21 protein-coding genes are annotated in these 22,011 nt (G+C 56.7%); 10 read left to right on the forward strand and 11 right to left on the reverse strand.

The features are described from left to right. The first annotated feature begins 137 nt into the window (after positions 1–137). Positions 138–896: a polyphosphate--glucose phosphotransferase gene (gene ppgK / locus RBB63_RS17580; RefSeq protein ID WP_309386301.1), complete on the forward strand. Its 759-nt coding sequence runs from the start codon at positions 138–140 to the stop codon at positions 894–896. 11 nt (positions 897–907) lie between these two features. Here ppgK and RBB63_RS17585 read toward each other — a convergent pair whose 3' ends face one another. The 6 genes from RBB63_RS17585 to RBB63_RS17610 all read right to left on the reverse strand — a co-directional run bounded on the left by RBB63_RS17585 (position 908) and on the right by RBB63_RS17610 (position 4,888). Next, positions 908–1,048: a hypothetical protein gene (locus RBB63_RS17585; RefSeq protein WP_309386302.1), complete on the reverse strand. Its 141-nt coding sequence runs from the start codon at positions 1,046–1,048 to the stop codon at positions 908–910. A 149-nt stretch (positions 1,049–1,197) separates the two neighbouring features. Continuing rightward, positions 1,198–2,589 carry a dihydrolipoyl dehydrogenase family protein gene (locus tag RBB63_RS17590; RefSeq protein WP_309386303.1) on the reverse strand — a complete coding sequence of 464 codons (1,392 nt, stop codon included), beginning with the start codon at positions 2,587–2,589 and terminating at the stop codon, positions 1,198–1,200. Between the two features lie 176 nt (positions 2,590–2,765). Further along, positions 2,766–3,110: a histidine triad nucleotide-binding protein gene (locus RBB63_RS17595; RefSeq protein ID WP_309386304.1), complete on the reverse strand. Its 345-nt coding sequence runs from the start codon at positions 3,108–3,110 to the stop codon at positions 2,766–2,768. 121 nt (positions 3,111–3,231) lie between these two features. Then, positions 3,232–3,738, reverse strand: a complete 507-nt coding sequence (locus RBB63_RS17600) for a hypothetical protein (RefSeq protein WP_309386305.1) — start codon at positions 3,736–3,738, stop codon at positions 3,232–3,234. A gap of 62 nt (positions 3,739–3,800) precedes the next feature. Continuing rightward, on the reverse strand, positions 3,801–4,256 hold the full coding sequence (gene nrdR / locus RBB63_RS17605) for a transcriptional regulator NrdR (protein ID WP_309386306.1): 456 nt from the start codon (positions 4,254–4,256) through the stop codon (positions 3,801–3,803). A 38-nt stretch (positions 4,257–4,294) separates the two neighbouring features. Further along, positions 4,295–4,888: an anthranilate synthase component II gene (locus RBB63_RS17610; RefSeq protein ID WP_309386307.1), complete on the reverse strand. Its 594-nt coding sequence runs from the start codon at positions 4,886–4,888 to the stop codon at positions 4,295–4,297. Positions 4,889–5,283: 395 nt separating this feature from the next. Between RBB63_RS17610 and tgt the strand changes: the two genes are divergently transcribed. The 5 genes from tgt to msrB all read left to right on the forward strand — a co-directional run bounded on the left by tgt (position 5,284) and on the right by msrB (position 10,274). Then, on the forward strand, positions 5,284–6,411 hold the full coding sequence (gene tgt / locus RBB63_RS17615; protein WP_309386308.1) for a tRNA guanosine(34) transglycosylase Tgt: 1,128 nt from the start codon (positions 5,284–5,286) through the stop codon (positions 6,409–6,411). A 97-nt stretch (positions 6,412–6,508) separates the two neighbouring features. Next, a complete protein-coding gene (locus RBB63_RS17620; RefSeq protein ID WP_309386309.1) occupies positions 6,509–7,198 on the forward strand; it encodes a LuxR C-terminal-related transcriptional regulator in 690 nt (229 codons plus the stop codon). Positions 7,199–7,390: 192 nt separating this feature from the next. Continuing rightward, positions 7,391–9,142 (forward strand): glutamine--tRNA ligase/YqeY domain fusion protein, encoded by a 1,752-nt coding sequence (locus tag RBB63_RS17625; RefSeq protein ID WP_309386310.1) that lies wholly within the window; start codon positions 7,391–7,393, stop codon positions 9,140–9,142. A gap of 231 nt (positions 9,143–9,373) precedes the next feature. Then, positions 9,374–9,580 carry a hypothetical protein gene (locus tag RBB63_RS17630; RefSeq protein ID WP_309386311.1) on the forward strand — a complete coding sequence of 69 codons (207 nt, stop codon included), beginning with the start codon at positions 9,374–9,376 and terminating at the stop codon, positions 9,578–9,580. A gap of 88 nt (positions 9,581–9,668) precedes the next feature. Further along, entirely contained in the window at positions 9,669–10,274 is a 606-nt protein-coding gene (gene msrB / locus RBB63_RS17635; RefSeq protein ID WP_309386312.1) for a peptide-methionine (R)-S-oxide reductase MsrB, read from the forward strand. Positions 10,275–10,585: 311 nt separating this feature from the next. Here msrB and RBB63_RS17640 read toward each other — a convergent pair whose 3' ends face one another. Genes RBB63_RS17640 through RBB63_RS17660 form a run of 5 tightly spaced genes read right to left on the reverse strand, consistent with a single transcriptional unit; the run spans position 10,586 to position 16,066 of the window. Then, positions 10,586–11,428 carry an LpxI family protein gene (locus tag RBB63_RS17640; RefSeq protein ID WP_309386313.1) on the reverse strand — a complete coding sequence of 281 codons (843 nt, stop codon included), beginning with the start codon at positions 11,426–11,428 and terminating at the stop codon, positions 10,586–10,588. Next, complete coding sequence (locus RBB63_RS17645) at positions 11,429–12,169, reverse strand: FecR family protein (RefSeq protein ID WP_309386314.1); 741 nt, start codon at positions 12,167–12,169, stop codon at positions 11,429–11,431. It abuts the gene before it with no gap. A gap of 3 nt (positions 12,170–12,172) precedes the next feature. After that, complete coding sequence (gene leuS, locus RBB63_RS17650) at positions 12,173–14,797, reverse strand: leucine--tRNA ligase (protein ID WP_309386315.1); 2,625 nt, start codon at positions 14,795–14,797, stop codon at positions 12,173–12,175. A gap of 58 nt (positions 14,798–14,855) precedes the next feature. After that, positions 14,856–15,194 carry a hypothetical protein gene (locus RBB63_RS17655; protein ID WP_309386316.1) on the reverse strand — a complete coding sequence of 113 codons (339 nt, stop codon included), beginning with the start codon at positions 15,192–15,194 and terminating at the stop codon, positions 14,856–14,858. 59 nt (positions 15,195–15,253) lie between these two features. Continuing rightward, a complete protein-coding gene (locus RBB63_RS17660) occupies positions 15,254–16,066 on the reverse strand; it encodes a PEP-CTERM sorting domain-containing protein (protein WP_309386317.1) in 813 nt (270 codons plus the stop codon). A gap of 184 nt (positions 16,067–16,250) precedes the next feature. Between RBB63_RS17660 and RBB63_RS17665 the strand changes: the two genes are divergently transcribed. From RBB63_RS17665 to RBB63_RS17680, 4 genes are all read left to right on the forward strand, one after another. After that, on the forward strand, positions 16,251–17,633 hold the full coding sequence (locus tag RBB63_RS17665) for a vWA domain-containing protein (RefSeq protein ID WP_309386318.1): 1,383 nt from the start codon (positions 16,251–16,253) through the stop codon (positions 17,631–17,633). Positions 17,634–17,814: 181 nt separating this feature from the next. After that, positions 17,815–18,870 carry a potassium channel family protein gene (locus tag RBB63_RS17670; RefSeq protein WP_309386319.1) on the forward strand — a complete coding sequence of 352 codons (1,056 nt, stop codon included), beginning with the start codon at positions 17,815–17,817 and terminating at the stop codon, positions 18,868–18,870. Positions 18,871–18,884: 14 nt separating this feature from the next. Further along, positions 18,885–21,284: a histidine kinase dimerization/phospho-acceptor domain-containing protein gene (locus RBB63_RS17675; protein WP_309386320.1), complete on the forward strand. Its 2,400-nt coding sequence runs from the start codon at positions 18,885–18,887 to the stop codon at positions 21,282–21,284. Beyond that, a complete protein-coding gene (locus RBB63_RS17680; protein ID WP_309386321.1) occupies positions 21,271–21,993 on the forward strand; it encodes a response regulator transcription factor in 723 nt (240 codons plus the stop codon). The genes RBB63_RS17675 and RBB63_RS17680 overlap by 14 nt, the downstream gene beginning before the upstream one ends. The last annotated feature ends 18 nt before the right edge of the window (positions 21,994–22,011 follow it).

The raw sequence follows: 22,011 nt of genomic DNA on the forward strand, positions 1-22,011 counted from the left end.
AACAGGCTCTGCTAAATCGCGAGACGGCATGCGCGTTGATATAAGTTTGCAATACAGGCGGAATCGTTGGCATGATGAAGTTGATGGTCAATAGTGTATTCAACGCCAGCCCAAGATTTTAGCAAATTGTAACCTAAATGAAAGTATTGGGCATTGACATCGGAGGTTCAGGCACGAAAGCCGCGCTAGTGGATACCCATACGGGGGAATGGTTGACCGAACGGCTTCGACTTGAGACCCCTCAACCAGCAAAATACGGAGATTTAGTCACTACTTTGCGCGAGATCACTTCGCATTTTGATTGGAAAGGGCCAATTGGCTGCGGGTTTCCGGGAGTTATTCGTGATCAAGCGATTTTTACGGCGGCGAATCTTCACAAGAGCTTAGTGGGCAGTCGTTTGGGTGATGATGTAGGAGTTGCCGGGGAACCCGCTTGGTTAATTAATGATGCCGATGCAGCTGGTTTGGCGGAGGTGCGTTTCGGGTTGGCGAAAGGACGCACTGGCGTTGTGCTGTTTTTGACCGTGGGCACTGGCATTGGCACCGCATTCTTTACTGATGGAGTCCTGGTGCCAAATTCTGAGCTTGGGCACCTGATTATGCAAGTTGGCAAGGATCAGTATGTTGAAGCCGAGGATCATGCGGCGGATGCGGTGCGGCACCGAGAGGATTTAAAATGGCCGGAGTGGGCGAAGCGATTCGATGAATTTCTGCATGCTATCCATGCCCTCACGCAGCCGGACGAGATCATTATCGGTGGCGGCGTGGCCAAAAAAGGGCATAAATTCCTGCCACACATGAACCCTCCATGCCCCTTGCATCTGGCTACATTACAAAACCGCGCTGGAATAACCGGCGCGGCTTTGGCGGCGGCTGAGCGTATTGCTAGCCGCTGATCATCAAAAGCTTAAGCGTGTTCGCCTTGGATGACGAGTACAGCTGCTTCGCCTTCTTTCTTCTCGTCCTTATCTTTTTTCTGGCAAGGACAGGCAGTGGCGATGCTAGCGCCAAAGGCGACTACGGCGAGGAATGCAATGAGTTTTTTCATGGCTGTAATGGTATGGTTATCTGATTCGTTTTCAAGCGGGTATCCAAGTTTTTTGAATCCCAACATTAGTTTAGAACCGCAAGCTAGCGATTTTGTTTCCTGATATATTAGATTAGCTGCTTTTGCAACCGAATGATGTTCATTAAGCGTTAGGATTCCTTGTTGATGAGATCGAGGCAATCTTCCAGGGGGTAGGACCAGATCTCGCTCAAGGTCGGGTGGTACCAATGAACCTTGAGCAATTGCTCGACAGTGCCGCCGAGACTGACCCCCACGGCGAGCGCGTGAATGAGCTCCGAGGCGTCCTTGCCAACGCATTCAGCGGCCAGGACTTTGCCGGTCACTTTGTCGACCCAAGTCTTCACGTAGCCGTATTTGGCTTCCATGAGGATGGATTTGCCGTGGTCGTCGAACGGGTAATCCGCCGATACAAAGTCAATGCCGCGCTGGGTCATCTCGGCCTCAGTCAGGCCGACGTGACCAATCTGGGGATCGGTAAACACCACGCTCAGCAACGTGTCGTAGTTAACTGGCTCCACCGCCTGACCAAAGGCGTGTTTCGCGGCAAGCTCGCCCTGCATGATGGCGATGTGGACGATCTCATGCGGCCCGGCGACGTCGCCTGCGGCGTAAATGTGTGGGTTGGTCGTCTGCTGGTTCTCGTTGGTGACGAGGTGTCCGCTTTTGCGTGTTTCCAAGCTGGCGGCTTCGATAGCTAACCCTGCAGTATTCGGCTTGCGGCCAAGCGCGTTGAACAGGTGTTTGGCTTCGCGGACTAACGTCTCACCGCCGTGTTCGAAGGTGACACGGTAACCGTCGTCCGTTTTTTCAACCTGCTTCAGTGCGGTGTCGGTGATCAGCTCGATGCCCTCGTCGCGGAAGGCCTGCTCGACAACCTTTGCCGCTTCGGGCGAGACTTCTTTCAGAATGTGCGGACTGCGCTGGATCTGGGTGATCTTGCTGCCGGCGCGGTGGAGGAACTGCGCCAGCTCGCAGGCGACAATCCCGCCGCCGAGCACAATGACCGACTCTGGTAGGAAATCCAGCTCGAGCACATCGTCGCTTGTCCAGACGGGCACGTCGCTCAGGCCGGGCACGGGCGGGAAATTCACCACCGAGCCCGTCGCGACCATGATTTTATCCGCCGTTAGGACCGTGCCGTCGTCGAGGGTGACCTCGCGCTCGCCGGTGAACTTCGCCTTGTTGCGATACAGCGTGAAGCGGTCGCTCTGGAGCTGCTCCTGGCGGTATTCGGAGAATTCGTCGATCATCCGGAGCTTGCGCTGATGCAGCTCGGGCATGTCGACTTTGGCGCTGGGGATATCGAGCCCGAACAGCTTGCCTTTCTGGGCGAGGTGGAGGACTTCGGCGGAATAGATCAGCGTCTTCGAAGGCATGCAGCCACGCAGGATGCACAGGCCGCCGAGGGTCGCCGCGCCGTCGACAATGGCGACGCGGTCGGTGTGTTCGCGTGCCGTGCGCGCTGCGGCGTAGCCACCGCTGCCGCCGCCGATCACGAGAAAGTCGTAGTGGGTGCTCATGGGATTTTTAAAGTTCGTCGCTGGTTAATCGAAGGTGTGTTTGGATACACTACCCACAGTCGGCGGATTGTGTAAAACCTGTCATGCAAAAACTAACAGCGCCCTTGTGTCTACCTTGAGCCAGTTGGTTTTGCCATTTTCGCAAAGCGAAAATCTCTCCGGTGAAGCGGGACGCTTCAGCCGGGGGGCCATTGGAGGGAGCGGCCGGCGAGGACGTGGATGTGCAGGTGGGGGACGGCTTCGCCGCCGTCGGGGCCGTTGTTGATGACGAGGCGGAAGCCGTTCTCGCCGCCGAACTGGTTGCCCATTTTCCGGGCGATGAGCATTAGGTGGCCGAGCAGAGCTGCATCGGCGTCAGCGGATTCGCCGATGCGCACGATGAGCTTTTTCGGGATGACGAGCAGGTGCGTGGGGGCTTGGGGGGCGATGTCGCGAAAGGCGAGGCACTGGTCATCCTCGTATTCGATGGTCGCCGGGATTTCCCGGTCGATGATCTTTTGGAAAATGGTTTTCTCGGGCATGATGGCTTAACGTACTCTGATGCGTGGTTATGGTGCTTGATTCGAGTTCAGTAAACAACTCCCTTATAATGCAGACGAGCCTAGAACCAAGTAAGAAGCAACAGCGTTTAGGACGAATCGGTTAAACAAACACCAAGCGCAGGCGAGTTTTGCTGGAGGAATATTTGGCGGCGAGCTGTTCGATGTAATCCTGCGAATGGTTGTAAGTCTGCTGACGCTTGCTGGTGAAGTAGCGCCCTGGGGGGCAGACGCTGCGACGCAAACCGGTGATCAGGATGATTGCCTCGCGACAGCCGCCGACCTTACGCAGGGCCTGCATGATCGCGGGGCGGAGGAACAAGGGATCATCGTCCGCCCCAGTGAGGTCGCAATGAGCGACGCCGGTATGGCGGCTGCCCTGTAGGTGGAGACTGAGCAGTTTTTCGACGACTTTGTTGAGCTCGGTGAGGTCGCTGTCGTTGTTGCGCTGGGCGAACTCGACCGCTGACTGTATTTGTGTGGCCAGCTCTGCATCGCTCTCTGTGGCGAGGTGGAGCAATTGGTTGAGCGCCTGTAAGTCGATCACAGGTGGGTCACCTGGTGCATTTGCGCCTGATTCTTCGTGCTTGGTTGAGGAGTTAGACGGCATGGATTGCGCTCTTTATTAATCAACCAGAAACCAGGGACTAAGAACCAACGAAATTGCCGTGTTTACCGGACGACTTTGAGTTCGCTGATTTCGGCAGCGAGTTCTTCGATGTCACGGAAGTCCTTGTAGACGCTGGCAAAGCGAACGTAGGCGATTTGATCAATTTCCTTCAGGCGGCGCATGATGTATTCACCAATGGCCTCGCTGGGGATTTCGTTGCCGAACTCTCGTTCGAGCTCGTCGATGATTTCGACGATCATCATCTCGATTTGCTCGGCTTCGATGGGCCGCTTTTCGGCGGCGCGGCGAATGCCCGCGAGCATTTTGGCGCGATCAAACTCTTCGCGCGCGCCGTTGCGTTTGACGACGACCAAGCCCTCACGCAGGATTTCTTCGATCGTCGTGAAGCGATAACCGCAGCCCAGACATTGGCGGCGTCGGCGGATGGACAGGTTATTCTTGCCCAGGCGGGTGTCCAACACCTTGGTGTCGGCGTGTGTGCATTTGGGACACTGCATGATCTAACAGATGAGCAATCGGGGAATCGGCGGCCTGCTCAATTGGCCGACAGTTTGAGGAAATTTTCCAGTAGCTTCATGCCATGGGCGGTCGCATAGGACTCCGGGTGGAACTGAACACCGTAGATCGGGAGCTCCTTATGACGCATGCCCATGATTTCGTTGGCGCTGTCTGCGTAGTCCGGGTCGTCCACCCAAGCGGTGACTTCGAGTGAATCGGGCAAGGTTGCCTTCTCCACGAGCAGGGAGTGATAGCGAGTGGCGGGGAAATCCTGAGGCAGGCCGTTAAAGACGTCGCTGTCGGTGTGCTTGACGGGGGAGGTCTTGCCATGCATCAGGCGGTTCGCGCGAATTACGTTACCGCCGAAATACTGGCCTATGCACTGGTGCCCCAGGCAAACGCCCAGTAGTGGCACTTTGCCCGCAAAGGCTTCGATCATCGCGAGACTGACTCCAGCTTCGGTTGGGGAGCATGGTCCGGGTGAGAGCAGCACACGCTCAGGTTTGAGTGCAAGCGCTTCATCTGGCGTAATTTCGTTATTACGGTAAACACGCTGCTCCACCCCGAGCTGTCCAAAATATTGGACTAGGTTATAGGTGAAGGAGTCAAAGTTGTCGATAACCAGAAGCATAATTTCAATCCAGCAAATTGCCGATGGGGCCACAAATAGTCAATATCGGACTTGCACCACTAAATGTGGGGTGTTCGGGGCGGAAATTCACGTCAAATCGTCTTTCCGGACTGGATCGGCGATTTCGCGTCCTACTTTGGAATCGATTGAGGAGTCAGAGTGCTTTGCTGACATGGGCTTTATGGTCTATATTAATTTTCGTTAAGAATGCATGGGGTGTTCTCCCGCTCCTTGTCGGTGAAATGCAAATTGCTTATCAATAGATGCTTGTGTATTTTTCTGCGCAGGGTCAATTAGCCCTATTTGTTAAAAAACTGCTAAAGGATGGGGTGAATTGTATGTGCATCAACGCTTGACCCCGGCGCTTTCTATGATCTCCCTTTTTCACTTTACGTATGGCAGAATCCTTTCAGCTCCTGGTGGGCGAGGCCAATGGGCCACGCCGCGGGCGTCTCTTTACGCGACATGGCGCGGTGGAGACGCCTATCTTCATGCCCGTTGGCACCCAGGCCACGGTCAAGGCGCTGACGCCTGCCCAAGTTGAAGAAGTGGGTTCACAGATCATTCTGGGAAATACTTACCACCTGAACTTACGACCTGGGTCGGAGCTTGTCGCGCAAATGGGTGGATTGCATCAGTTCATGGCGTGGGATAAGCCCATACTGACTGACAGCGGTGGTTTTCAAGTGTTTAGCTTGGCTAAGTTGCGCAAGATTAGCGAGCAGGGCATCTCTTTCCAGAGCCACATCGACGGGCGCAAGATTTTCCTCGGTCCACGTGAATGTTTTGATATCCAACGCAATCTCGGAACGGACATCGCCATGGTGCTCGACGAATGCCCGCCTTTTCCCTGCGATGAAAAGGACTGCCGTTCCGCCGTAGACCGTACGATTCGTTGGGCGCGTCAATTTAAGGAAATCGCCGCCGGAGAGGGCTGGCTTGATGCTGGCCATCACGCCTTTGGCATTGTGCAGGGCTCAGTTTTTGAGGATCAACGCAAAGAATGTGCGCAGGCTCTGGTGGATATTGGCTTCCCTGGCTATGCCGTGGGCGGAGTCAGCGTTGGCGAGCCCGAGCCTGAAATGCTGCGCCAAGTCGCTGCAAGCATCCCCGAACTGCCCGCCGACAAGCCGCGCTACGTCATGGGGGTTGGCACCCCGCCGCAACTCCTGAAAATGATTGCCCTCGGGGCCGACATGTTCGACTGCGTTATGCCCACACGCCTGGCGCGACACGCTAACGTTTTCACACCAAACGGAACCATTAACCTACGCAATGAACGATTCAAATTAGACGAATCTCCCATCGTCGAAGGGCTGGACAATTACACGTGCCGGACCTTCAGCCGCGCATATCTGCGGCACCTCGTGATGGCCAATGAACTGCTGGCCCACACTCTGCTCTCACTGCATAACGTGCATTTTTTCCTCGATTTGATGCGTCAAGCCCGTGAACACATTGAGGCGGGCGACTTCCAGGAATGGAGTAATCAATGGATGGAATGCTACTTATCAGAAGAGTAGGACATCGCTTCGAGCTGACTTAAGGGCAGCCCTGCATTAAGGGGTGGACTTTAGTTAGCTTTTGTTTCAAGATTTTCACTAACGCCAATCTCCACAAATGTCTCCCACACAAATACTCATTATCGAAGGGGTAGAGCTGACGCGTATCGGCTTGCGCACTTTGATCACCGAGCGAACTGACTATGAAATAGTCGGCGAAGTCGGTGATATCGATGCAGCCCAGTCGCTATACGATCAATTAACGCCGGATATCGTCTTAATGGACGCCATGCTGCCAGACCGTAGCGGTTTGGAATTTTGTCGCTACGTTCGGGACTCCGCCAAACCAGCAAAGCTGTTCGTCATCAGCTCCAGCACCGATCGCCACAGTTTGATCGAAGCCTTTTCACTAGGGGTTGAGGGCTTTGTCCTCAAAGATATCTCTGGTGACGAGCTGATCCAGTCCTTAAAGCAGGTACTGGCAGGCAAGCCAGTGCTCGCGCCGGAAATCGCCGAATGCGTTGTCGAACACATGCGCGCTGGCGGCGGCCGGGGCAGTGGTCAGCACGCCCACGAGATCGATTCGCTCAGCGTGCAAGAGCGTCGGGTGCTGGAACTCGTCGCCCGTGGCATGTCGAATCGCCAAGTCGCCGACAAATTAAACCTGAGCGAGAAAACGGTGAAGAACTACTTCAGCAGCGTGCTGAGCAAGCTCAACGCCAACCGCCGTACGGAGGCTGCCGCGATGTTCTGGGACTACCAGCAAAAGGGCAACCCGACCGTCAGCGCTCTCTCTGGCGCCTTCTAGCGGACGTCAGGCGTCCGTTAAATTAACTTTGGTCATCCACGAGCTTCGCCAATGATGTTGGCGAAGCTTGGTGGTGGCTTTGTGTCTGGCAATGCGTTGGCGCAAAGATACGGAAGGCTATGGCGAGAATTGATTCTCCCGCATCGCAGCCTTGCGCTGGGTTGTGGGGATGTCTAAACCAACTCCATATTTATGTCCGAAACAGAGACCCAGACTTCCAATTTTATTCGTGATATCGTCATCGCTGACCGTGAATCCGGTCTCCACGATGGGCGTGTGCAGACGCGTTTTCCGCCCGAGCCCAATGGCTATCTCCACATTGGCCATAGCAAAAGCATTTGCTTGAACTTCGGTCTCGCGCAGGAGTTTGGGGGGCAGTGCAATCTTCGTTTTGACGACACCAATCCGGAAAAAGAAGAGGTTGAATATGTCGATTCCATTAAGGCTGATGTGCAGTGGCTCGGCTTTACTTGGGCGCGTGAATGCTTTGCGTCCGACTATTTTCAGCAGCTCTATGATTGGGCTGAGAAACTGATCGAAGAAGGCAAGGCTTACGTCTGTGACCTCAATGCAGAGGAGACGCGCGCCTATCGCGGCACGCTGACCGAGCCTGGCCAGCCAAGCCCATTTCGTGATCGATCCGTGAAAGAAAACCTGGACCTCTTTCGCCGCATGCGGGCGGGGGAGTTCGAAGACGGCGCTCGCACCCTGCGCGCGAAGATCGACATGGCCAGCCCAAACTTGAACCTGCGCGATCCCGTGCTCTACCGCATTAAGCACGCCGAGCATCACCGCACGGGCAACGAATGGCCGATCTACCCAAGCTACGACTACACGCATGGCCAGAGCGACTCGCTGGAGGAGGTGACGCACTCTATCTGCACGCTGGAATTCGAATCCCACAAGCCGCTCTACAACTGGTTCATCAGTGAACTGGGGATTTTCCCCTCCAGACAATACGAGTTTGCGCGCCTCAACCTGAACTACACCGTCATGAGCAAGCGTAAGCTGCTTCACTTGGTGAAGGAAGGTCATGTAAATGGCTGGGATGACCCACGGATGCCAACGATCTCCGGCGCCCGTCGCCGCGGCATTCCGGCGCTCGCGTTTCGCCGCTTCTGCGAGACGATTGGCGTGACGAAGTTTAACGGCCAGACGGACATCGCCTTGTTCGAGCACACCATTCGCGACGTGCTCAACTCGCGTGCGCCCCGCCGCATGGCCGTGCTCAACCCGATCAAGGTCACGCTGACGAATTACCCGGAAGACAAGACCGAGCTGATGGAGGCCATCAACAACCCGGAAGACGAATCGGCCGGCAGCCGTGAGATCCCCTTTGGCCGCACGCTTTACATCGATCAGGATGACTTCATGGAAGACGCGCCGAAGAAATTCTTCCGCCTTACGACTGGGGGAGAGGTGCGTCTGCGCAACGCCTACGTGATCAAATGCGAGGAAGTCCTCAAGGACAATTCCGGCGCCATCACCGAACTCAAGTGCACAGTGGACTTTGACACGCTCGGTAAGAATCCAGAAGGGCGCAAAGTGAAGGGCGTGATTCACTGGGTTAGCGCTCAACATGCTGTAGCCGCCGAGGTGCGTCTTTATGATCGCCTCTTCACGGAGGAGAAACCGGAGGCGGACAAGGAGCGCAGCTACATGGAGTTTCTTAATCCGGATTCCCTGCAGGTCATCGAAGCGATGCTTGAGCCTGCTTTGGCTGATGACGCCGCTGGAACGCTGGCGCAAATCGAGGCTGGCGCAGAGACGCCACTGCGCGAGGACGGGAGTACGGGCGACGCCATGCGCCCGCTCTACGCCAGTGATTTACGGGTGCAATTCGAGCGCGTGGGCTACTTCTGCCTGGATCCGGATTCTACGACTGAAAAGCTGGTTTTCAACCGCACGGTGGCGCTCAAGGATTCCTGGGCTAAGCGTAAGTAGTTGGTCCTCATGGCCCTAGCGGGTAGGGGAAGCCTCCCTGATCGTCAAATCATTGTAATTCCGCATTGGGATGCGGGAATTCTCCCTGTTTTACACTCTTTTGACGGTATTGGAGTTTGCCGAATGGCCTTAATCCAGCTATTAATTATTTGTTAATTTAAATCCGGTAAATCCCCCCGTTTTGCCGCGAAAAATTAACGACATACAATACGTTGATTATCATAAGTTAAGATGAATACCACTTCGCTCACGCCTCCCGTCGCACAGGCGCGCGTGCACCCACGCAGGAAGCGACCCATTGGGGCGACTGACTCTGCGGAGGTGGCAGTGAAGCCGGTATACAATTCGTTTCATGCGCCTTTGGAGAAATCCGAAGTGCGTCGGCGTTTTGCTGGAATTTACGAGCAAGCGTTTCGAATCGTTTACCGCGGCGAGTAGGTTTTGTGTATCATACAACAGAGGCCCGGCAGTTGCGCCGGGCCTCTTTTTTGTGTAAGGTAGCGCCTTATTTAAAGACGAAGACCCCATGAAATCATTTCTAAAATACCTCGCGCCAGTCGCGATTGCCGGTGGATTGCTTATCTGGAGCATTTCCACTGCTGACACGAAGACAGCCGAGACGAACGAGCACGAACCGAAAGCCATGAGCAACCCAGACACCAATTATCAACGTCCAAGCGACGAAGAACTCCGCGAGCGCCTCACGCCAATGCAGTTTCAAGTAGCATGCAACGAAGGCACTGAGCCGGCCTTTCGCAACGAGTATTGGAACAACAAAGAGCCCGGCATTTACGTGGATGTAATTTCCGGCAAGCCGCTTTTTGCTTCGGTGCACAAGTATGATTCCGGTTCCGGCTGGCCGAGCTTTACTCAGCCAATCGACGATAAGGAAATCATTGAAAAGGAAGACCGTTCGCACTTCATGACCCGTGTGGAGGTGCGCTCCAAAACTGGCGACGCACACTTGGGGCATGTTTTTCCGGACGGTCCCGGCCCCGATGGTCTGCGTTACTGCATTAACTCAGCTTCGCTCAAGTTTATCCACCAGAAGGATTTGGAGAAGGAAGGCTATGGCGAATACGCCTATCTCTTCGAGCCACAGCGTGCGAAGGAGAGCTCGGCCAAAGAGTAAGATGGCGTCTCGCAGTATGGGAATAAGCGTTTCGGAATGCTTTAGAGCACTTTTCATCTAGATTGGCCGAGTCAGGTGGGTTAGAGATTGGATGCAGCGCAAGGCGGCTTTGATTGAGCGGGCTGGCAGCCCGTGATTGAAATGCCAACGCCGCGAACTTCCAATCTGGCCCCAAGCCCAAAACCGAGTGCTTTTCCGCGCCAGCGTTGTTGGCTTTTCGCTCACAGGCTTCCAGCCTGCGACGCTCAAGCAGACTTGCTGAACACGAAAAATCACTGCGGCCTGATCGGCCAATCTAGATGAAAAGTGCTCTAGAAGCCCACCAGAGTCACGCCGAGTTTCTTGGCATGGGCGAGGACGTTTGACTTGTCGAGTATGATGACGTTGTCGGCTTCGAGCGCTGCGGTCTGGACGCCATGCGCGGCCATCGTTTCGAGGGTTTTCTCGCCAAAGACCGGGACATCGAAACGGTAATCCTGATTGGGCTTCACAGTCTTGACGAAGAGCAGCTCTTTCGCGCCAAAGCCGCCCGCGCGCTCCAGCATCTTGTCGGTTCCTTCAAACGCTTCGACTGCGACGACTGTGCCCCGGCTGACCACGACGCCTTGGCCCACGTCGAGGCGCGCCATCTCACGGCAAATGTGGATGCCGTGCTCAAGCGTGTCATCGCCGGGCGTCACCTTGCCCGAAGTCATGACTCCGGCGCTTGCCATTTGGTCGTCAAGGAAAGCGCGGGCGTCGAGTAGTTCACAGCCGATCTTGGACATTTCATCCGCCAGCGCCCCAAAGATAGTTTCGGCGTTGCGTTGTTTCAGCTTGGCGAGCAGTGTGACGGCCTTCAAGTCGGGGTGCAGCCCTTTAAAGAGGCGACCTGGAGTGATTTGACCAACCATCAATGAAGAGCGTGCGCCAAAGCGTTTGAGCGCCTTGAGCATGTGGCCGACCTGGCCCACCTTGATCATGGCGCGTTCATCAGCAGGAAAGCTCTCAAAGAGATCGAGACGGGTTTCTCCCTCGAAAGCGATCAAGCGTACGGGCACGCCAGCGGCGCGGAGTCGTTCGACGGTCAGAACGGGATAAAGGCGCTGTCCAGCAATGACCGCCACCGGTTGAGTGGGGTCGAAATTGGCGGGAAGAAAGCGGGAAAGCGGCACTTACAGCTTGGTGTTATTGTAGGGCTTGCTGTTTTGCGTTACAGGCGGAATGACGCGAATCGGCTCGATCCGGCCATCTTGCGTATCGAAAAACCACCGACGCAGGGCGATCTTGGCTTTGTCGGCCAATGGCGTCCATGCTTGCTCCAGAGCGGGCGTGATTGGGCGTATTTGCTCACGTGCGTCTACGGTGTGCGCCAAGAGGCGGTAGCCCTTGTTCAGGAGCTGGTTTGCGCCGTCGATCTCAACGCTGCCCCGGCCTTCCAGAATGCCGACTTCTTGCTCAACGGATTGGTGAATGACCACGGCCGCCTGTGCTTTGAGCGAGGTGCTGACGTTGTCGTCCAGCACCACGACAAAGCTGGAGGTCGGGTTCGGATCGCGCTGGCTCACGGCTAGTCGACCCGACAGCAAGGTGACTTTTAGTTGTGAGCGGCTGGGCTCAAATTCGAAATTGTCCGGGCGCGCTTCGAAGGGAGTTTGCTGGAATTCATCAATCCGCAAGTGGCTGCTCGCATCTAGGTAGATGGCGACGCCATTGGAGAAGACCAGCGCTGCGAAGCCGTCGGCCTGGGTTACGACTTCGGCGCTGTTGGGCTCGAAAGACTGACCGATTATTTGAGATTGGCCGCCATTGGTCGCTTCGCCATCGGTCAAGCTGTCGATGACGACCACGCCGTTGGCGGCGCGCAGGTTGACAGCCAGGACGATGAAGGCGAGAGCGATGGCGAGGAGGCGCATGGCTTACTTCACGACGAGGTTGACGATGCGCCCGGGCACGTAGATTTCCTTAACGACCGTTTTGCCGTCGAGGTGCGATTGCACGTTTTCTAATGCCTTGGCGGCGGCGATGGCGTCGTCTTTGGCAATGTCCTTGGAGACCTCTAAATTGCCACGCAGCTTGCCGTTGACCTGCACCATCAGCTTGACGGTGTTCTGGACGAGCTTGGACTCATCGTGCTTGGGCCAGGGGGCGTTCGCGATGGATGGCGCTTCGCCCAGGCGCTCCCAGAGCTCTTCGGCAATGTGCGGCGCCAGGGGCGCCAGCAACTGCAGGAAGGTCTTGGCCGAGGCGATGTTCAACGACTGGGCGTCGGCAAACTGGTTGATGCAAATCATCATCTGCGAGATCGCTGTGTTGTAACCCAGCGCCTCGTAGTCTGCGGTGACTTTTTTGATCGTTTCGTGGAGCGCGCGTGCGGTGTCGGCGTCGTCTTCAGCTGTGCCCAGCTTGGGCGCGGCTTCCCCGTTTTCGCCAATAAAGGTGCGCCAGACTTTGCCCAGAAAACGGTCGATGCCAGTGATGCCCTTGCTCTTCCAGGGCTTCATGGCTTCCAGTGGCCCCAAGAACATCAAATACAGGCGCATGGCGTCGGCGCCGTGATCCGCAATGACGGATTCCGGGTTGATGACATTGCCGCGGCTTTTGGACATTTTCTCGCCGTCTTCACCCAGAATGATGCCTTGGTGGAACAGCTTTTGGAACGGTTCTTTGGTCTGCAACACGCCGATGTCGTGCAGGAACTGATGCCAGAACCGCGCATACAACAGGTGCAACACCGCGTGCTCGGCGCCGCCGATGTAGAGGTCGGGCGTTTGCCAGTATTCCTCGACTTGCGGGTCGATAATCAAGTCCGGATTGTTGGGGTCCATGTAGCGCAGGTAATACCAGCACGAGCCGGCCCATTGCGGCATGGTGTTGGTCTCGCGCTGGGCGGCCGCCCAGTCTTCGCCGGGGCACTCGGTGAGCTGTTCGATGCCATCCACGATTTTGACATGGGGGACGGTCTCGCCGGTCTTCAAATTCAGCCAAACGTTGAGCCATTCACTGACCTTGGCCAGCGGGCTTTCGCCGGTGCCGGTCGGTTGGTAGGATTCCACTTGAGGCAGCGTCAACGGCAGGTCGCGCATCGGCAAGGTGACCGCGTAAAGCGTCTCGCCTTCGATGACGCAGGTAACCGGGTCGACAGGCAAAGAGATGGTCAACGCGCTCTTGTCGAGGGAATGCAGCTTCTCGTAATCCGCCTTGGACAACCACAGGACCGGGAAGGGCTCCCCCCAGTAACGTTGGCGCGAGAACAACCAGTCGCGCAACTTGTAGTTCACGGCTTCCTTGCCGGAATCCTTGGCTTCCAGTTCGGCGATTATTTTGGCCTTGGCGTCGGCCACGTTGAGACTATTCAGGATGTCAGAATTGATGAGCTTTCCGTCGCCGGTGTAGGCGGCATTGGCGACGCCTTCGCCCTTGGCGTCTTCAATGACCTGGATGATCTCCAGGCCGAAAGTCTTGGCGAACTCAAAGTCGCGCTCGTCGTGGGCGGGCACCGCCATAATCGCGCCGGTGCCGTAGGTGATCAGCACATAATCCGCTACCCAGACCGGGATCTTGGCGCCGTTGACCGGGTTGATCGCAAAGCCGCCGGTGAAGACGCCGGTCTTTTCCTTGGCCAGCTCGGCGCGCTCCAGGTCGCTCTTGCTCTTGGCTTTTTCGACGTATTCAGCGACCAGCGCACTCTGCTCGTCGGTGGTGATTTGGGTCAGCAGCGGATGTTCCGGGGCCACGACCATGTATGTCGCGCCAAACAAGGTGTCCGGGCGGGTGGTGAACACGCGCAGCTTTTCATCGATGCCGTCCAATTGGAAATCAACCTCAGCGCCAGTGCTGCGGCCGATCCAGTTGGTTTGCAGGCGCTTGGTGGAGTCGGGCCAGTCAACGTCTTTCAGGCCGGCCAGCAGTTTGTCCGCATACTTGGTGATGCGCAGGACCCATTGGCGCAACGGGCGCTTCTCGACGGGGAAATTGCCGCGTTCGGAGCGGGGGCCTTCATCGGTATTGAGGACTTCTTCGTTGGCCAGCACGGTGCCCAGCTCCGGGCAATACCAGACGGGCTTTTCGTCGACGTAAGCCAGACCATGTTGGAACAGCTGGGTGAAGATCCACTGCGTCCACTTATAGTATGCCGGGTCGGTGGTGTTGATCTCGCGGTCCCAGTCGTAGGTCAGGCCGATCTGCGCCAACTGACGCTTGTAGTTGGCAATGTTTTCCGCAGTGACTTCTGCGGGGGGGCGGCCGGTTTTGATCGCAAATTGCTCGGTGGGCAGGCCAAAGGCGTCCCAGCCCATGGGATGCAACACGTTGAAGCCCTGCGACTTCTTCATGCGCTTGAGCACGTCGCTGGCGGTGTAATTTTCCGCGTGACCGATGTGGAGACCGGCGCCTGACGGGTAGGGGAACATGTCCAGCACGTAGAACCTGGGCGCAGCTTGGTCGCCCTCGGCTGGAGTGGGTCCGGCGAAGGTCTTATTTTCGGCCCAGTAGCTTTGCCACTTGGACTCGATTTCGGCAGGTTGATAATCGGCGGTTTTCATCGGTTTGATGGGAAACCGCCCGAGTTTGGACGTTTCGGCGGGGGCGTCAAGGACGCGTCTACTTTTCCAGTGCTTTCAGTTCCTGCTTGAGCCGGGCGACGGCTTGCACGCGCTGACTGAAGATCAAGATACCCAGCGCCAGCAATGCGCCGCCGAAAATGCAACAGCCCCACATGGCGGACGGGTTGATGGCCACGAAGGAAAAAAACATCGTCAAAACGCCCGCTGCGATCAGGGGCACGGCGTACAAGGTGATGCCTTCGCGCTCTTCCTTGATCTGGTGCTCAACCAGTCGGGAGGGGGGGATGTCTTCGACGGGCACGGAATCACGCCGATGCGCTTTTTCGCGGGCCAGCAGTCGACGCTGGCGCTCCAGCAAACTGTAGTCTTCACTCACGCCTGATCATCGTGGTCATTTGCGCCAATTCAGCAATGTTATAAATCAGCGTCAGGCGGTCAATTCGTTGCGGAACGTCGCATGACTTTGCGGCGAATCAGCACCAACGCCCCCATCAGCCCAGCCATGATCAAAGCAGTTTCACCAGGCTCGGGCACGATTTCGGGGTCTGTTAAGTAGCCGCTCGTGATTTCATATAAGTTGCCGCTGTAGGTGTAATAAGAATAGATGGTGTTGTAGTCTTCGCCAGTAAACTCATTCATGAGGTCGACAAAGTCTGCCAAGTAGAGAGTATCGCTGCTATCCAAGGCTGTGGTGCCGTCATCCGCATCTTCGGTCAGGTATTTATCATTCTGATTTTGCGCCGCCTGATACACTGCGTATTGAAACCCGTCACTGCTATCTGGGACGCCTGCGAGGGATCCGTTGAAGGTGACTTCCAGCTCCTCCGACAGAGTGTATTCTTTAAAGTCGATGGTCCAGTGGCTGTAGTCGTCATACCAAACATATTCCACTGAAATTTTAACATCGGTAAATTCCTTGGTGTTGTAGTAGGCATCTGGATAGGTTGGCCACTCATACGAGAACGAGCCTCCGTCGCTGACCGTGATTTTAAAGGTCACTTTGTTGACTGAGATGCCATTCTCATCGGTCGAGAAGGACACATTGCTGATTGATCCAATGCCGGCCTCGTCCCATGTCATGGACCAATCATACGTCGAATATTTGGTCGTGTCAGAGCCATCGATGATCTTTCCATCAACCTCACCTTCGAAGATAACTTGTGTGTCTTCGGTGTAAACCGCGTTGGCTGAAGTGCCCAGCGACAACCCGATGATCAAAACTGAAAACTGTAGTAGGAATTTTTTCATGGTGCTGAATGTTGAATCCCAGAACCGCTGTTAGTCTGGAGGGACTAGTATAGCAAAACGAACATTAATGCCTCCTTAATGGCGGGTATTTATTAATGAGCCGGTGGGCTGCCTGACATTTTCCTGACAAACATCTTACGGGGGGCTGACGACATTGTTGGGCGTTTTCGTTAAAATCAGCGCCATGAACCCACTTAAAACCAAACTAATCCTGCTGGCCGCGTTGACGGCTGGCTTCGCCGGAACCGCTTTTGCCAACCGCACCATCGCACCGACTTCGCCTAAGCCGCCGAAGCCGGACATCATCTCAGTGGACGCCGCGCTCGACCGGCCTGTTGTGCATGCTGACAAAAGTGAATCCGTCGTCGTGCAGATCAAGATTCGGCCTGACGAAATGCCATCCGACCATCAGCGTCCGCCGGTCAATCTCTGTCTTGTGCTGGATAACTCTGGCTCAATGGGAGGGCAAAAAATCCGACAGGCCATTCAGGCGGCGCAGGAGGCGGTGGGGCGTCTCGGGCCACGTGACCTGGTATCCGTCATCACGTACAACAGCAGCGCCTATACATTGGCCGATGCCCAATACGCCAGCCGTGAGAACCGTGACCGCATACGCTCGGCGCTCAGCGAAGTGCAGGCTGGCGGTGGCACAGCGATGTATGCGGGGCTCAACCGCGGCGCGAGTGAACTCCGCCGCAAGCGGGACGAGGGTTACATTAACCGCATCGTTTTACTGTCCGACGGGCAGGCCAACGAAGGCCCAAGCACCATTCCAGACTTCCGCGCCTTGGCTAGCGTTTTTGCCGGTGAGGACATCGTCGTGAGCACCGTTGGGCTGGGCAGCGGCTTCAATGAAGACGTGATGACGACGCTTGCCGAGGCCGGGCAGGGCAACACCTATTTCGTCGAAAACGCCACGGACTTGCCGCGCATTTTCGGCGCCGAGTTGGGCGACACTTTGAGCGTTGCGGCGACCGACATCGAAATCATTATCACCCCCAAGCCGGGCGTCCGCATCAAGAAGAGCCTGGGCCGGGAAGCTGAGATTGAAGGCGACTTCGCGCGCTTCCGCCTGCCACAGGTCTACGGCGGGCATGACAAGCTGGCCCTCTTGGAATTGGACGCCCCTGTCGGCGCGGATGGCGAGACGCGCGACCTGGTCGACGTGCAGGTGCGCTACTTGCCTGTTAACAGCAGCCAGGTCCGCGAGCATTCGCTGTCCGTGCCCATTTCTTACGCGGCGATGGAAGAAAAGGTCCACGAAGCCGCTCGCGAAGACGTCGTCAAAAACGTCATCGATAACAAGATCGTCGACGCGACTATCGAGGGCATTGCCTACTCCGATGCGAAGCAGAACCAGGTCGGCGCAGCGAACTTCCGACAGGTGAAGGACGAACTCAACGCCAGCTACAGCTTCATGGCGCCTTCGGTCATGGAGCCCGCGATGAGCAAGCTCGACGAGGAGGCGGATTACCTGGACAAGGACACGTATTCTAACCGCGACCGCGCCCAGCGCCGCGCCTACGAATACCAAACCAAGACCCAGCAAAACACGAAAACGGAGTAGGCAGACCGCGCACTCAACTTTGGTCGTAAAGTAGATAGTAAGCCACTACGATAATCAGGCAAAGGGGAGGCGGCGTTCTGTGTGCCGCCTTCCTGTTTGATTGAGCCGTGGCAACCATCCGACCACGAAGAAATGAGCATTGCAGACAGTCACGGCGCGCGTTTTGCTAGAGAATCGCTGCATGAACACGCCTTCGCCTACTCGCCAACTGCGCACTGGCATCCTTTTGATGGTTGCCGTGGTGGCCATTGGTTTCGAGGGCTACCAGATCGCGGGTTGGCCGGTGTTGGATTCCATTTACATGGTCATCATCACGATTTTCGGGGTGGGCTATGGCGAAACCAACGAGATGACGCCCGAGCTGCGAGTCTTTACGATCGGCTTTATCATCGCGGGCTGCACGATCCTGATTTACACAGTCGGCGCGTTCATCAACTGGCTGACGGAAGGTCAGCTGCAACGCCTCATGGGGGAACGTAAAATGGAAAAAGACATCGAAGAGTTGGATGGACACATTGTGATCTGCGGGTTTGGCCGTATTGGCCGTTTGCTCGCGGAGCAACTCAAGTCGGCGGACAAGCCATTCCTGATTCTGGACACTGACCCCAAGCAAATCGAACTCATCCGCGAGGCGGGCTTCCTGTACATCGAAGGTGATGCGACTGAGGAAAGCGTTCTGGAAAAAGCCCACATCGAAAAGGCGTCGGTGCTGGCGTCGGTTTTACCCAATGACGCCGCCAACGTGTTCATTGTGCTGAGTTGCCGACAACTGAACCCGAAATTGCAAATCATTGCGCGCGCCAACCAGATTTCCTCTGAGCAAAAACTGCTGCAGGCAGGCGCGCACAAAGTCGTGATCCCGGCGGCGATTGGCGCAGACCGTATTGCGCACTTGATCCTCAAGCCCAACGCACGTGAGGTGATTGAAAAAGACCTGCACGACAACGTCTTTACGGAAGGGCTGTCCGAAATTGGTCTGGAAATGGACGAAATCGCCATTCCCGAAAACTCCGACCTGATCGGCAGTACGCTGGAGGACCTCGAAACCCGCGGCAAGCACGCGTTCATTGTTGTGGCTGTGCGTTGTAAGGATGGTAATACGACCATTAAGCCCAAGCTTGATACGCTGCTCAAAGCGGGTGACACCCTGATCGTCATGAGTCACATTGGCGTGGCGCCCGACTTCATACGCCGCATGGTGAAGCGCGAGATGCGCTATCGTGGCGCTTCAGTGTAAGCTTTGAAACCCGCATGAAATTTCGCCCCATATTGCTGGCCTGGCTGCTCTTGCTGGGCGCGACGCTCATCATGGGCGCCGGCGCCTGGTGGCTGCTCGATCGTGAGGCCGACCGTGTGGATGCGCTAGCCAGTGTTTCGCTGGCCAATGGTGCTGCGTCCGTCGCGGAAAGCGTCGACCTGCTAATGGAGGAGATTCGCAGCGGCGTGTCGGATGGCTTGCTCGTGGCGCGTCAATCGCCCATGCCGCGCAATGCCTTGTCGGAATTCGTTTCGAACAATCCATACGTGGCCGTGGGTTTTTACTTCCGCGATGACGACGGCGTGACGACCTGGTACGGCGCTCGTGGCAATGCGCCTAGCCCGACTGCCTTGCGGGAAAGTGCAGACGGCGCTTACCCCTGGAGCCTCGCGGAGGCGATGCAGGACGATATGGAGGAGCAGGCGCTCGTGATGAACACCCTGCTCAAAGGCGCTTACGACAACGAGTTCACGCCCAAAGTAAACCGTCGTCCACTGATTCAAGCGCCCACGGATTTCATCGAAGACAATCGCTTGGAGTTAAAAGACCAGTCGGAAAAACAGGAGACTGAACCGCCGCAACAGAAAGGGGAGCTTGAGAAAAGCTACAGCAAGTCGGCTGCGCTGCGTCGGCAGCGGGAGAATGTGCGCCAAGTCAATGTGGCCAGCAACATCGCGCTGAATCAACAGGCTGCTGAGCCGCCCGCTGACTATAGCTATGCTCCAGAAGCGGATTACGCCGTGCCGCAGCAGGAATTGTTTGCGGATAATTTATCTTCGCCGACGGCAACGCAAAGCTATGCGCCGCCCAGTGCAAAGCCTTCCACCGCGCCCAGCCGAGAAGCCCAATCTGCGGGACAGGAGCGCGAAGCGAGAAACATCGCCGATCTGCGAGCTGTCGCCGAAAGTAAGGCTGAGGCAGCGAAAAAAGCGGATGCTCCCCCGCCGCCCGCTGAATCACCGACAGCCTTCGCATTCGCTGAACCAGTTGCTGTTGTGCAACAACCCGATCGCAACGGCTTCTTGCCCCAGCAGGATAGATGGGATGCGGACAGCCAATTTGGCCGGGATTATTCGCGGGACGAGGCAGACTTTGCATCGCAGAGTGAAACTGGATTTGCGTTGGATGGTCTGCTTGGGGATGAGTTTGCCGTTGGATCAAGTCGGGTGCTGCCGGGGATAGATGATCAGCCCAAAATCGAACCCTGGAGCGCCGAAGATCTCTTTTTCCGTTTAAATGATGCGCCCCGTCTGCAGGCGCGCAGTGGTTGGCTGGTGAATGAATTTGACGATGCGGAACAGTGGTTAGCCTGGGTGGACTTGCCGGGGCAGGGCAACATACTCGGCGCCTGGCTCAACCGTGAAACCGTCCTCGCCGAAATGGCCAAAACAATCAGCATCAGCCAGCAGAAAGATGTGCAGTTTGCGCTCGTGGACGCCGAGGGGCGACGTGTGGCCGGAGCAGGCGGCGACCGTTATTCCAGCGTGAGCAGAGCGGAGCCCGCCTTAACGCTTAATGTCGGCGCTGCGTTGCCAGGCTGGAAAATCGAGGCCTACCCAGCGCTTGCGGGCAATCCCTTTGGGAGCAGCTTTCGTTTGTTGGGCGGGCTCACCGTGACGGGGCTGAGCATTGCGATTTTATTGGGCGGCAGTCTGCTCCTCTGGCAGTCACAACGCGATGCGCTGGACGCCCAGCGCAAGACGACTTTCGTGGCCAATGTTTCCCACGAGCTGAAGACGCCGCTGACGAGTATTCGCCTGTTTGCTGAGATGCTGTATGACGGACGTGCGGGGGATGAGCGGAAACGCCAGCGCTACCTGCAAACCATGCTCAACGAAACCCAGCGTCTCACGCGGCTCGTCAACAACGTGCTTGATTTCAGCCGACTGGAGCGCGGGCGCCGCGATTTTCAACACGAGGAGGCGGACGTGGCTTCGGTCGTAGGCGATATCATCGAAATGCAGCGCGACCGTTTACATGGCGAAGGTTTGGCCGTGGAATTTTCGCCGCCCAATGAGCCCATTTGCGCGCAACTCGACCGTGATGCGCTGGAGCAGATATTGCTGAACCTGCTGGACAACGCCGCCAAATATGCGCTGTCCGGCGAGCGCGTGGTGGTGTCGCTACAGTCGGAAGGCGAGGGCTGGAGCCTGAGCGTGTGCGATTTCGGCCCTGGGATTCCCGCGTGGGAGCGGCAGCAGGTGTTTGAGGCGTTTCACCGCATCGATGACCGCTTGACGGCTGAGCGCCCCGGCTGTGGGCTGGGGCTTAGCATTGCGGCGCGGCTGGCTCAGGGCCTCGGCGGTCAACTGCGCTTGGAGCCGAATGACCCGCAAGGTTGCTGTTTCAAATTAATCGTTACGGAGAAAGTTTCCGCCCATGGCAAAAGATAAAACCATTCTGGTCGCTGAGGACGACGCCAGCATTCGCCTTGGCTTGGTCGACACGCTGGAAAGTGAGGGCTACGGCGTCGAAGAGGCCGTCAATGGCGAGGAAGCCGTCGCGCTGTTTCACGATGTGCAGCCAGACCTCGTGCTACTCGACATCATGATGCCGCGTCTCAGCGGCTACGACGTGTGCCGGGAAATCCGCAAATCCAACGCCGTCGTGCCCGTGCTGATGCTCAGCGCCAAGAGCGAGGAAATCGACAAAGTGCTCGGGCTCGAACTCGGCGCGGACGACTACATTACGAAGCCTTTCGGCGTGCGTGAGCTGTTGGCGCGCGTTTCGGCGGCGCTGCGACGGAGCAAGGCGGCGGGGGCTTCGGTTGCCTCAAGTGAAGTCCCGGCGAAGATTCAGTTTGGCCTGGCCGAGCTCGACACCGCGCTGCGCCAGCTCTGGCTGAACGGCGAAGGCGTTCCACTGACTCAGCTCGAATACAAGCTGCTGATGGCGTTTCACCAGCACCCGGACCGCGCGTTGAGCCGCGATTTCCTGCTCAATGCGGCCTGGGGCATTGATTACCTCGGCACGACGCGCACGCTGGATCAACACGTTTCGCAGTTGCGACGCAAGGTGGAGGCAGACTCCGCCAAACCGCAGTTTTTGCTGACGGTTCACGGTTACGGCTACCGCTATAAGCCGCCCGTGAATCCCGCTTAATCAGGGCTCCGTGATTGC

It is taken from the genome of Cerasicoccus frondis, from assembly GCA_031296915.1.
Taxonomy (GTDB): Bacteria; Verrucomicrobiota; Verrucomicrobiia; order Opitutales; family Cerasicoccaceae; genus Cerasicoccus; species Cerasicoccus frondis.